The organism is Sphingobacterium sp. BIGb0116 (genome assembly GCF_024808035.1).
GTDB classification, from domain to species: Bacteria; Bacteroidota; Bacteroidia; order Sphingobacteriales; family Sphingobacteriaceae; genus Sphingobacterium; species Sphingobacterium paramultivorum.
Map to the genome: position 1 here is coordinate 233,016 of NZ_JANUDT010000011.1, position 13,076 is coordinate 246,091.

The window sequence follows — 13,076 nt, forward strand, 5'->3', positions numbered from 1 at the left end:
GGGAGATTATGAAAGCAGAGAAATATAGCTATCGAAAAAACTACGGATTATTGTTGATGTTTTTCATCGTGATTAGTGGTCTGTATATATTTGCCCTTTTTCTTTCGCGTAATTATACAGAATCGCATATTAAGAACGAATTTACCAATCGAAAATCGGAGATATTTGATCAAACCTTAGTCCCTTTCAATGATTTTTTTCAGAATAGAATTCCTGAAGTATCTTTTTATCAAGGTTTTTTGGATTCAGTCCAGGCGGGAAAATATGCATATAGTATATTAAGTTCCTACCCATTCGTTAGAGAAATTGGTTTTTTTGATTTACAATTTAATAATGATCATAACTTGAACTATGGTTTTATTGTTAATAACCTTAGAATTCAACCGAAAACCATTACTTTTTTTACCGTTTCCAGGTCTGGCCTGAACAAAAATACGATTCGGGATCGTGGGCAGATGGGCTTGCATTCCGAAGAGATTAATAATATTGGTGTGAAGCTGGCAACTTATATCGATAAATTGCAACCGAATGCCAAGCTTTCTGATAAGGATATACTGAAGGTTTTTTATACCATAAGACCTGGACAGATTACCTATCTGAATATTCCAAGGGTCAACGACTTAATAGTCTATAAGTCCATTATGGAAGGTAATTTGGATCATACTGTCGGATATGAACAGGATATGTTCAATTTTCAGATTGATCCAATGTATCTGGAAGTAAAAAATAGTTATTCAAATCTTTATGAGAAAGTAGAAATAGTCCCACTGGTTGGTGCTCCGATCACGCCGGAAAATGACGAGATTTCAACGGAGATGCCGTTACCTGGAGCCTTAGCTGACTACAAACTTCTTTTTAGGTCGAGTAAAAGTTTTCTGTCAAAAGAGATAAATCGCAGTTTTTGGCCGGTATTGGGAGGGGTATCCCTGATTTATATTATTTTGATTGCAATATTATATTTAATTTATAGAAATTTAGAAATTAACGGAAGACTTTTTAAATTGCAGTACGATTTCATCAATAATCTTACCCACGAGTTTAAGACGCCTGTGAGTGTTATTAAAATTGCTGGAAATAATATTAAGAGTGCGCAGGTACTCTCTGATGAAGAACGGAAAATGTATGGAAATATATTAGATCAGGAGGCAGACCGATTAAATAACTTGATGAATAAGCTGTTGTCTTTTAGTCAGATCGAAAATAAAACCATAAAATTAAATAAAGAAGAAGTTGATTTGGAGGAATTTACCGAAAATCTAGTAGCTTCGTCAAGAATAAAATATGCGGATTTCAAGATTAGCACAAAAATTGATGTAAGGACATCAATGCTTGCAGATCCGGTACTGTTAAGTAGTGTGTTTCAAAATATGATCGATAATGCCTATAAATATTCGAAAGCGGGGCATAAAATCTTAGATATTGCGATACAACAAAACAAGAAGAATTTTGTTATCACTTTTAAGGATGAAGGAATAGGTATTGAGAAGGCAGAGTTTAACAACATCTTCAAAAAGTTTTATAGAATAAAAAGTCAATATAATCAGCAAGGAAGTATCGGTTTGGGCTTGGCTTTCTGTAAAGAGATTACTGAATTTATAGGCGGTGATATTACAGTAAAAAGTCAATTGGGACATGGGACCACCTTTACCTTGGTATTTCCGGTTTAAAAAATAAATTTAAATATGAATAAAGACATCACTGTTGCTGTTATTGAAGATGATGAGAACTTACGGTTCTTGGTAAAACATCGATTGGAATCCGAAGGCTATCAGGTCATTCAAAGTGGAAATGGGAATGAAGCGGAAAGTTTGATCTTGGAAAAGAGACCCGATGTGGTTTTGTTGGATTGGATGCTTCCAGGAAAAGAAGGCAACGAAATCTGTGAAGATGTCCGTAAAGCCGGGTTTGAGAATATCATTATCATGATGACAGCGAAGTCTCAAGATGTGGACAAAATTGAAGCCTATAGCTTTGGTGTGACTGATTACATTAGCAAGCCATTCAATATGGATGTGCTTATTGCTATGATCGATAATAAGGTGAAATTTTTCTTACCTAAGAACAGTCCCGAGGTGTATAAATTTGGTCAGACGGAACATCATCCAAATATTCATTCCCTAATACGTGATGGAAGGAAAGTTGAGTTGACTATTTTGGAAAACCGAATTTTGCTTCATTTTTTACAGAACTTAGGCCGGGAGATTACACGCGAGGAGTTAATGGAGGTTGTCTGGGGTTATAGCTCAAATGTCAACACACGTACTTTGGATATGCATGTGGTTCGTTTGAGGAAAAAGATCGAAACAAATCCAGATAAGCCACATTATCTACAAACAGTTCGGGGGCTGGGGTATAAATTTGTTGATGAGGAAGAGATTTAATTATATTTAACGGGTAAGAATTTGTTTTGTTGAAAACAATTATTATCTTCGTATAGATTCAAAGCAAGACCATGTTTCCTGACGAGGGAAATATGGTCTTGTTTCTTTTTTAAAAAGTAGAAAATAAGAAAAAAGATAAAATTATGGCAGAAGTAACTTATTTTACGGAAGAAGGATTGCGTAAGCTTAAAGAAGAATTGGCTTATCTGAAGACGGAAGGAAGGTCTAAAATTGCCAATGCTATTGCAGAGGCTAGAGACAAAGGAGATTTGTCAGAAAATGCAGAGTATGATGCTGCTAAAGAAGCTCAGGGTCTTCATGAGGCTAAAATTGCCAATTTGGAGAATACATTGGCGACAGCACGTTTAATTGATGAGTCCAAATTAGATACATCTAAAGTTTTGGCCTTATCGATTGTTAAGATCAAGAACAAAAAGAATGGTGCTGAAATGACTTATCAATTGGTGGCGGAGTCAGAAGCAGATTTAAAGTCGGGCAAGATTTCAGTTAAGTCTCCTATTGCCCAGGGTTTGTTGGGGAAATCGAAAGGTGATACAGCTGTTATTGAAGTTCCTGCTGGTAAAATTGAATTCGAGATTGTGGAGATTTCAAGATAATATATGTCGGTTATGTGCGGTACGCCATAACCGCACATCCACAAATTAACTTTATATTAAGAAGGTCGTGATATAGTAATCGCGACCTTTTTTGTTTATATTTGTTGGCAGTAGAAAAACAGGGTATGATAAAATTTGCAGTTAAATTTTTAATTGCTAACATACCGAAGGCTTTGCATTTTAAAGTCTGTTGTTTGCTGATTATTGTTTAAAAGATTTATTCCAAGATTAGAATAATATGTCGACAATTTTTTCAAAAATCGTTGCTGGGGAGATCCCAGCTTACAAAGTTGCAGAAAGTAATGATTTTCTAGCTTTTTTGGATATCAGTCCATTGGCTAAGGGGCACGTTCTGGTGATCCCTAAGAAAGAAACAGATTACATTTTTGATATAGAGGATGATGAATATATGGCACTTTGGGTCTTTGCTAAGATTGTTGCTCAAGGTATTAAAAAGGTGATTCCTTGTGTAAAAGTCGGTGTAGCAGTAGTTGGCTTGGAGGTGGCTCATGCACATATACATCTGGTACCTATTAATAAAATTAGTGATTTAAATTTTGCTGGACCTAAATTGAGCTTGGCAGAGGACGAACTTCATGAAATTGCGACTACTATTCGCGAGTCTATCGTCGGCATAACTGCTCAAAATCAATAATTAGAAAAGATTATATTACACTTGATTTACGTTCGATTTTTAGAAGAATGCTATATTTGTACTTTGTTGTTTCAAATTTGTACAAGAATAAGCGTAGGATTTGTTCTAAAAAAGGAACGCAACATTGATTTTTACTAAAGGTTATGCATGAACTTTTGTTGTCATTTCAACAATTATTAAACCCGGAGGAGCTATTGAGCTCAGGAGGGTTTTATCTGGTTATCTTAATTGTATTTGCTGAGACGGGTCTATTTTTTGGATTTTTTCTACCTGGTGATTATTTATTATTTCTTGCAGGATTATTTTGTGCGCTAAATAAAATTGACGTTAATATTTACACGCTTTGTTTGGGGTTGTTTGTTGCGGGAGTATTAGGGAATTTTACAGGCTATTGGTTTGGTTATCGAGCGGGGCCGATGCTGTTTAAGCGAAAAGATAGTTTCATCTTTAAGCGAAAATATGTGGTCATGGCCGAAGAATTTTACCATAAATATGGAGGAACAGCTTTAATTATAGGAAGATTTGTTCCAATAGTTCGTACTTTTGCACCTATCTTCGCAGGTGTTGTAAAATTAGATTTTAAGAAGTTCGTTCTGTATAATGTCGCTGGGGCTGCCATTTGGGTACTTGTGTTGACCCTGTCTGGATATTTCCTTGGTATTGAGTTCCCTTGGATTATACATTATGTAGAATATGTTGTCGTTGGTATGATTGTTATTGCATTTTTACCAATTGCAATAACGTTGTTAAAAAAGCGTATAAAAGATAAAAGAAACAAACAAAATATACAGTAAATTAAAAAATGAGTAAACAAAACCCTTGGCACATGGTTTCTCCAGGTGAGAATGTTCCAAATGCCGTAAATGCTATCATTGAGATTACAAACGGATCCAAAGGAAAGTATGAATTAGACAAAGAAACTGGTTTGTTGCTTTTGGACAGAGTAATGAGTTCATCTGTCGTTTATCCTGCCAATTATGGTTTTATCCCACAGACTTATTGCGATGACAAAGATCCTTTGGATATTTTGGTCATTTGTTCAGTGGATATTTTACCATTAACATTGGTTGAAGCACAGGTTATTGGTGTAATGAATATGGTTGATGGTGGAGAACAAGATGATAAAATTATTGCGGTAGCTAAAAACGATCCGGTTTTTAATTACATTAAAGATATTGATCAGTTACCTCCGCATACAATGAAAGAGATTGTACAATTCTTTGAGAGTTACAAAGCACTTGAAAAGAAGCATGTCATTGTTGAAGGTGTAAAGGGACGTGAAGAAGCACAAAGAATCTTGATCGAGGCTATCGAGTTGTACAAAAAAGAATTTGTTAACAAATAACCCCAAGCATGGCGCTCGATATATTTTGGACATTGTTTTTAGTATTGGCCAACGGCTTTTTTGTCGCGGCAGAATTTGCTATTGTAAAGGTCCGAGTCTCCCAAATTGAAGTTCAGGCAAAAACAGGTAGCAAAGTTGCTACAATAGCCAAAAGTATAACGGAGCATTTGGATGGTTATTTGGCCGCTACACAATTGGGTATTACACTTTCTTCACTTGCCTTAGGTTGGGTAGGAGAGGCTGTGATGACCCAAATTGTGCAGGGGGTACTAGGTTTTTTCGGTGTTGAATTGACAGGTACTATCGCGACCAATGCAGGACATGTATTGGCTTTTACGATTATTACTGTGTTACACATTGTGTTCGGAGAGCTCGCTCCTAAATCAATTGCGATTCAAAAACCTGTTGCAACAACAATGAAAATTGCGGTTCCACTGCAATTTTTCTACTTTATCTTTAGACCATTTATTTGGATTCTAAATGGTTTCGCTAATTTTCTGTTGAAGATTTTGGGATTTGAAGTTACCAAAGGGGAATCTGCTCACTCTTCTGAGGAGTTGCAATATCTTTTGGATAAAGGTAAAGAGTCTGGTGCTCTGGATATTTCTGAGCACGAGTTAATCAAAAATGTATTTGATTTTAACGAACGTATCGTTAAGAATATTATGGTACCTCGTACCAAAATTGTGGCTGTTGAGGTCACGGCTGATGCCTCTGAGCTGATAGAAACCATGACGGAAGAGGGGTACTCTCGTCTGCCGATTTATGAGGATAATATCGATCAAATCGTTGGTGTTGTCCATACGAAAGATATTTTACCCCTATTAGCAAAAGGAAAAGAGGTTGTCATGAGAAATATCATGCGCAAGCCTTATTTCATTCCTGAAACGAAGAAGATCAATGATCTAATGGCTGAGTTCCAGCAAAAACGTCTACAGTTAGCGATTGTATTGGATGAATTTGGTGGGACTGCGGGTATGGTTACTCTTGAAGATATTGTTGAGGAACTTGTTGGTGAGATTCAAGATGAATACGATGAGGAAACTCCAGTTGTCGAACGTATCTCTGAAACGGAATATATGGTCGATGCAGGAGCTAGTATTCATGATGTGAATGAATTTCTCCCGATAGAATTACCAGAGAGTCAGGATTACGATACGATGTCGGGTCTGGTGAGCGAAATCTTTGATAAGATTCCTGAAGTCGGTGAGCGTAAAGAAGAATATGGCTACGTATTCACTATTATCCGGAAGGCTCAGCAGAACATAGAGTTTGTCAAATTGGAATTGGTCGAATCGGCCGATGATGATACAGAAGAATAAAACAATAACGAAAGCACATGCAGTTATTTTTTACGCCGGATTTAAATCCTTCATTAGAAAATTTTATCCTTAGTGAGGAAGAAAGTAAACATGCTATTCGTGTGCTTCGTATGGATACTGGCGATCGTTTACATCTCATAGACGGTCGCGGTGGTTTGTACGAAGCTCAAATTATTGATCCGCACCCCAAACGTACTGTTCTCACTATTTTAAATGTTGCGGAAGACTTTCAGCGGCCAAAATATCATTTGCATATTGCTGTTGGTCCAACGAAGAATATTGATCGCATCGAATGGTTTTTGGAAAAGGCGACTGAGGTTGGAATTCAAGAAATAACTCCAGTTATCTGTGAGCATTCTGAGCGAAAAGAGGTGAAATTAGATCGTCTAAATAAGGTGGTTGTTGCAGCGATGAAACAATCGTTGAAAGCCTATCTCCCCAAGCTAAATCCAGCAGTATCGTTTAAACAGTTTTTGAGAGAAATCCCAAAAGAAGGTGTTCAAAAGGCAATTGCACACTGTGTTGACGCTGAAAAGAAGTATTTAAACCAGGTTTTGGAGCCTGACCAGCATTATATTATCCTAATTGGTCCGGAAGGAGATTTCTCTGAAGAGGAAATTGATTTGGCACTACAGATGGGATTCCATCCAATCTCACTGGGAGAAGCGCGTTTAAGGACCGAAACGGCTGCTTTAGCGGCCTGTATGGAAGTTTCCCTGTTGAATAGATAAAATAGATAATAGGGGAATAAGCGACGAACCTGGCCCAGTAAATGGGCTGTGAGAGATCTGCAAAGCCCATTTAATAGTTTAATAATAGACGCTAGTTTATTTTATTGGTTCTGCGTCTACAATCTGAATTTCAGCATTTCCCTTAAGCGGATCTTTAGTAAAGATCATTTTCCCTTTTAATTTAATTGGATCTTCAGAGAATTTTATTGCATTGCCCTTTAATGTTACTTCAACCATTGGTGGTATTCCGTTGGATCCACAGAATTGGCATTGCATTACGGGTAATACAGACATCATAAAGTTTTTATGGTTGCGGCCACTATGAAGAGGAACCATGTAACCAGGTAATTCAACAATTTTATTTTCAAGCGCTTTAAGTTCTTTTGGATAGAAAGGAGTATATACTTTCTTTGCCCCATTATAAGTTACTTTATAAGCCATCTTATCAATTGCTTCCCAAGTTTTGTTCATCATAGGTGTATGATCGGGAACATCCGGATTACCGCCTATTTGGGCTTGGGACTGTATGGTACAGAATAATATAAATAAGAATACTGTCAGTGTTTTTTTCATGTGTTATGCTATTGTTATGTATCGAGAAGCTGTTCGTCTGTATTTTCCATTTTCCTGTCTAATGGATAAGCGACTCTTCTTATTGCGATCTTTTGTCGTTGTGTGATCTTAGTTAAACTTATTTATTTGATAGTGTTCCAGAAATACTTGTCCTGTAGGCCTTGATCGCCGGAATAAGTGCTGCGAAGATACCTATTAAACAAGCAACAAACAAGAAAATCAGTTCTTTCGGATGAAGTGTAAAGGCCTCTATAAAATCGGCGCTTTGACTTGTCTGATTACTGATATAGTAAAGCGCTAGATGTGCCATTATAAGCCCAATTAACCCACCAAGAATCGTAATGGTTAGTCCTTCAAGAAGCACAATGGCAAAGAGTTTTCCTTTGGAGGCTCCAAGCGTACGCATGATGGCAAGGTCGTATTTACGTTGCTTTAATGCGTTATATAAATTAATAAAGACGCTCAAACCTGCAATAAACATAATTACATAAGCGAGTATCGATAAAGAATCTATCCCTACGCCTAATAGCGAGAATAGACGAGTGCTTTCCATGGCGGGAGATGCGGCCTGCATGTCTGTTTGCTGATCAATCAATTTTGGCAAAATTCCAATAGCAGCAGGTGATTGATATTTTAGTAGAATTGCTGTTATTTCTAGCCCATTTTGCTTCACCATATCCGAACCAATAGATTTCACAAATACTGCTCCCTCTTCGTGATCAGTGTGTTCTTCCTGTTCGTGACGTCCTTTTTCGTTCGTTTTGGCTGGAGCAGATGAATTTTCTGCTATATCTTCACCATGATGGTGCAGGTGCGCTTTGAGGGTTTCTTCTCGGTCTTCTTGACGTTCGCGTAATTCTTTCTCTAACGCTGTTTCTTGATGCTCATGTTTATGTGCAATGCCATGTACATCCCAAACACTTTCTAAGTTGGTTAGAATTAAGTTATCGGTAACGTTATTGTTATGTTTTAGAATACCAACAATGGTAAAAGGATGTTCATCATGATGGTGCCCATCTTTGCTCAAGCCATGTGAACTATGGATCTGATCGCCAATTTTGAGCTGTTGTTTTTTTGCAACTTGATCACCAATGACTACTTCAAAATTACTTTGCCAGATACGACCTTCAGCTACAGATGTTTCGTAAATAGACAAGAAAGATGAATCGGTTCCAACGATGCGATGGCCCTTGAAATTGTCGCCTAAAGATAAGGGAACTGCTAGCTGAACAAGGGGATTTTGACGTAATGGCTCCAGCTCATCCAATGGAATGTTACCGGTCGGATTGTCAATATGGTAAACACTGGATAGAATCAACTGAAGCGGACTTCCTTTAGCACCAACAACCAAATCAATATTTTTACTGTTATTGTCAAGCTGCTTTTCAAAAGTTTCTCCGGTAATTGAAAGCACGGCAAGGATGGAAATTCCAAACGCCGTTAACAGAATGCTTAGAAAGACCGAGCCAAACTGTCTACTTAAATTTTTCCAAACCAATTGTATCGTGTTCATAACAAATTTTAAAAAGTAAAGGGTGACGTGTAAATAAAGTAAAACAATTATTTTAAAAGGTACATTTTGGAGAACTGATCTTTTATTCTCTTGTCGTGTGTTGTTATCAGTAAAGTCGATCCTGCAGTGTCAGCTATCGATAACAGTAGTTCTAATACTCTGTAGGTATTGTTGTCGTCTAGAGCGGCAGTCGGTTCGTCAGCAATAAGTAGGGCTGGTTTATTGATGACGCTGCGTGCAATAGCAGCACGTTGTAATTGGCCGCGACTCAATTCGTTCGGGTAGGCATCACTTTTTTGATCTAATTGCAGTTGCGTCAATATGAAATGTATTGCATTAAGGTCTATTCTTTTCCCTGCTAAAGATTGTGCCAACTTGATGTTTTCCAAAAGTGTTAAATTTCTTAGGAGGTGAGCCTCTTGGAATATAAATCCGATATATTGCGCACGAAACTGATCCAATTTACTGTTTGATAATAAGGATAGGTCTTGGTTATTTATTTTGACAAGACCTGTCTCCGGTCGTGACAAACCTCCTAATATATTAAGTAACGTTGTTTTTCCAGAACCTGAATCCCCCAATAACAGCGTATGCTGACCTTTCTCGATGTGAATATCTGGAAATTCAATTGGCGTTGAATTGGGATACTGAAATGATAACTGTGTTGTCGATACGATTGGAGTGCTCATGAGGATCAGAAATTGAAAATATATTCAAACTTAGATAAATTGCTTTTTATATGCAATATAATTGCAATTATATTGCATATAAAAAGCAATTTACTGCAGTGGGTTAACAGTTGGCAATGGAAGATGATCGGTCTCTCTCAACTAGCAGTACCACTTATCTATATAAAACCGTTACACGGTCTTCATTAAGGTATAAATTAGAAAAATAATCTTATTGTGTTAATAAATTAAGTGCTTAATAATTTTATTACACTTCTTTAATATGCTGTCCCATTAAGGGGGGCAAATATTCGTATAAATTGGATAAAAAGCCATTTTTTGCTGAAAATCAAGAAAAATAGGAGATAAGTAACATTAAATTAACAACCGGTTTACGCAATGGTAATTTGTTGTTAATGTTAATCTAATATTCTGCTAATAGCTTTGCAGAAACAAAAAACAAATAAATTGGAACCACAATTACAACTTAAAAGAATCGCTGCAGTCGTAACGCTAGCAGTAGCTGCGTCAACAACAGTTTATGCACAGGGCAGTGGAAAGGTGGCGGGTAAAGTAACAAATGTCAAAACAGGTGAAACAATCACAGGTGTGACTGTTAAGGTACTCGGTACGGCGAGAGTGGGAAGTTCGGATGTGACTGGTAATTATAATATTCCTGCGGTACCTGCAGGGAAGTATACATTAGAATTTAGTTATGTAGGCTTTGCTACTAAACAAATTACTGATGTAGAGATAAAGGATAAGGATGTTACGACGCTAGATGTAGTACTCGATAATACTGGGGAAACTGTATTGGATCAGGTTGTTGTTACGGGAACTTTCAAAAAAGAGTCGATAAGTGCTTTGTACTCGCAGCAAAAAAATAGTGCTAGAATTTCCAGTGGTATTTCGACCGAACAAATTAAGAGAAGTCCAGATAGAAATACGTCAGAGGCAATTAAGCGTGTAAGTGGCGCTAGTATCCAAGATAATAAATATGTTATTGTAAGAGGGCTGAGTGATCGTTACAATTCAGCTATGTTGAATAATGCGATTTTACCCAATACAGAAGTAGATAAACGTGCTTTTTCTTTTGATATTATTCCTTCAAATTTAATTGAATCAATCATAATTAATAAAACTGCAACCCCAGATATCCCTGCTGATTTTTCCGGAGGTGTAGTTCAAGTGAATACTAAAGATTTTCCAGAGAAAAATTTCTTTGATGCATCCATAGGTACATCTTATAATACACAATCAACATTTAAAGATTTTACCTCAGCAAAAAGAGCTGGTGGTGAAGTGTTTGGTTTTGCAGGAAGTGACCGCGAAATTCCTAAAGGTTTTCCTTCCACAAAGGACTTTCAATCTTTACAAAATAATTCAAATGAAATTTTTGAGTATTCTAAATTGTTTAAAAACAATTGGGGTTATGATACGAAGAAGTCAACATTAACGCCGAATTTTCAACTGAACTACGGTTCTACTAAGAATTTTAAAGATGATTCTAAATTTGGAGCTATTTTTTCATTGACTTATCGTTACGACCAAAGGAAACGCGAAGCAGACCAAAAAGCATATGTTGGCCAGTCGTTGCCAGAAGTATTCCATGACGATCAATATAGTTACAATACAAATTTAGGAGCTCTTGCAAACTTCGCGTACTCTTGGAAGTCAAATAAAATCTCTTTCAAAAACTTATATAATCGAATTTTAGAGAATCAATTTACGTTCCGTGAAGGAAAAGATGATTCGGGGAGTGAATTCTATCGCACGGGAGATTATCTATTACAACGATCTATTTTAACAAATCAATTATCTGGTGAACATATCCTTTCAGATAACAGTAAATTAAAATTGGATTGGTCCTTGAATTATGGTCGTACGGATAGAGATGAGCCCGGTTATAAGCGGATGGAATATTCAAAAGATGGTATTGCATCGATTTCTGCGACCAGTTCGTCTACAGCAGACAGAGCAGGTAATTTCAATTCGACAATGACTGAGAATTCGTATGGTGGGGCTTTAAATTTGACATTACCGATCCGTTTATTCTCGGAAAATGACAAATTAAAAGCAGGTTATTTCAATCAATTGCGTGATAGAAATTTTAATGCAAGGGTGATTGGATTTATTCGAAATGGAAACTTTGATGCAAGTTTGTTGAAACTACCGCAAGACAAAATTTTTGATCAAGCCAATATTCGTCCAAACGGCTTTATACTAAATGAAATAACCAACGGTGGTGATCATTATGATGCGAAAGCATTTTTGAACGCAGGCTATTTGATGTATGATGGATTTGTGATGGAGAAATTGAGGGTAATTGCTGGAGCACGTCTTGAGTCATATAATTTGAAATTGAATAGTGAAGACAATGGCAATCCAGTAGGTGTTGACACAACGACAATTTCACTACTACCATCGTTGAATTTAATCTATAATTTAGATAGTAAGCAAAGTTTTCGCTTTGCAGCCTCACAAACGGTGGGAAGACAGGAGTTTAGAGAAATGGCACCTTTCCCATTTTATGACTTCAATAAAAACATGAACGTTCGTGGAAATCCCAATTTGAAACAATCAAAAACGTCAAATTTTGATCTGGGATATGCGTATTATCCAACAGCTGGTGAAGTTTTATCGGTGGGAGCTTTTTATAAATATTTTGAAAATCCGATCGAACAAGCTTTACAATTAGGAAACTCAGGCCGTTCATTTAATTATACCAATTCAAAGTCTGCGGATGTGTTTGGAGTGGAAGCAGAAGTAAGAAAGAATCTGAAATTCATTGATGAGCGATTGGATAATTTTGTCATCAACGCGAATGGATCATACATTTATTCGAAAGTTATTGTTCCAACTACTGTGAACTCAACAGGTAAAAGAAAACTGCAAGGACAATCACCTTATCTAATCAATGCTGGATTATCGTATACGACCAAAAATCCAAATACCACAGCGATTACACTCTTGTATAATAGAGTGGGACCAAGAATATGGGCAATTGGTAATGCTGAAGATCCAGATATTTACGAATATTCTAGAAATATTCTTGATTTACAATTGGCGCAAAAATTTGCGAACTCCAGAGCCGAAGTAAAATTGAATTATAGTGATATTTTAAATAATAAAGCTTATTTCTATCAAAAACCAAAAGGTTCTGATCCAAACGCAGCATTCAATAAAAACACAGATAATATCAATAGAGCTGAGAAATATGGATCTACTGTGTCCCTTACGCTCTCTTATAAATTTTGGTAGTCTATTGTTA

Annotated in this window: 12 protein-coding genes; 9 read left to right on the forward strand and 3 right to left on the reverse strand. The window is 36.6% G+C overall.

Annotated elements, in window-relative coordinates; genetic code table 11:
- Positions 1–8 precede the first annotated feature (8 nt).
- The 8 genes from M2419_RS23855 (at position 9) to M2419_RS23890 (ending at position 7,051) form a co-directional block, all read left to right on the forward strand.
- A complete protein-coding gene (locus M2419_RS23855; RefSeq protein WP_153845018.1) occupies positions 9–1,667 on the forward strand; it encodes a sensor histidine kinase KdpD in 1,659 nt (552 codons plus the stop codon).
- A 15-nt stretch (positions 1,668–1,682) separates the two neighbouring features.
- Positions 1,683–2,381: a response regulator transcription factor gene (locus M2419_RS23860; RefSeq protein WP_046674214.1), complete on the forward strand. Its 699-nt coding sequence runs from the start codon at positions 1,683–1,685 to the stop codon at positions 2,379–2,381.
- A gap of 143 nt (positions 2,382–2,524) precedes the next feature.
- Positions 2,525–2,998 carry a transcription elongation factor GreA gene (greA, locus tag M2419_RS23865; protein ID WP_046674213.1) on the forward strand — a complete coding sequence of 158 codons (474 nt, stop codon included), beginning with the start codon at positions 2,525–2,527 and terminating at the stop codon, positions 2,996–2,998.
- A gap of 238 nt (positions 2,999–3,236) precedes the next feature.
- Entirely contained in the window at positions 3,237–3,653 is a 417-nt protein-coding gene (locus M2419_RS23870; protein WP_153845017.1) for an HIT family protein, read from the forward strand.
- A 143-nt stretch (positions 3,654–3,796) separates the two neighbouring features.
- A complete protein-coding gene (locus tag M2419_RS23875) occupies positions 3,797–4,447 on the forward strand; it encodes a DedA family protein (RefSeq protein ID WP_046674211.1) in 651 nt (216 codons plus the stop codon).
- A gap of 8 nt (positions 4,448–4,455) precedes the next feature.
- Positions 4,456–4,998, forward strand: coding sequence for an inorganic diphosphatase (locus M2419_RS23880; RefSeq protein WP_115047605.1), 543 nt, complete (start codon positions 4,456–4,458; stop codon positions 4,996–4,998).
- Positions 4,999–5,006: 8 nt separating this feature from the next.
- Entirely contained in the window at positions 5,007–6,320 is a 1,314-nt protein-coding gene (locus tag M2419_RS23885) for a hemolysin family protein (RefSeq protein WP_153845016.1), read from the forward strand.
- Positions 6,321–6,337: 17 nt separating this feature from the next.
- Positions 6,338–7,051, forward strand: coding sequence for a 16S rRNA (uracil(1498)-N(3))-methyltransferase (locus tag M2419_RS23890; RefSeq protein WP_153845015.1), 714 nt, complete (start codon positions 6,338–6,340; stop codon positions 7,049–7,051).
- A 96-nt stretch (positions 7,052–7,147) separates the two neighbouring features.
- Here M2419_RS23890 and M2419_RS23895 read toward each other — a convergent pair whose 3' ends face one another.
- From M2419_RS23895 to M2419_RS23905, 3 genes are all read right to left on the reverse strand, one after another.
- Positions 7,148–7,624 carry a hypothetical protein gene (locus M2419_RS23895; RefSeq protein ID WP_159729181.1) on the reverse strand — a complete coding sequence of 159 codons (477 nt, stop codon included), beginning with the start codon at positions 7,622–7,624 and terminating at the stop codon, positions 7,148–7,150.
- A 118-nt stretch (positions 7,625–7,742) separates the two neighbouring features.
- On the reverse strand, positions 7,743–9,137 hold the full coding sequence (locus M2419_RS23900; protein WP_259255758.1) for an FtsX-like permease family protein: 1,395 nt from the start codon (positions 9,135–9,137) through the stop codon (positions 7,743–7,745).
- Between the two features lie 47 nt (positions 9,138–9,184).
- Complete coding sequence (locus M2419_RS23905; protein ID WP_153845012.1) at positions 9,185–9,826, reverse strand: ABC transporter ATP-binding protein; 642 nt, start codon at positions 9,824–9,826, stop codon at positions 9,185–9,187.
- A gap of 447 nt (positions 9,827–10,273) precedes the next feature.
- Here M2419_RS23905 and M2419_RS23910 point away from each other — a divergent pair, with 447 nt between their 5' ends.
- Positions 10,274–13,066 carry a TonB-dependent receptor gene (locus M2419_RS23910; RefSeq protein WP_153845011.1) on the forward strand — a complete coding sequence of 931 codons (2,793 nt, stop codon included), beginning with the start codon at positions 10,274–10,276 and terminating at the stop codon, positions 13,064–13,066.
- The last annotated feature ends 10 nt before the right edge of the window (positions 13,067–13,076 follow it).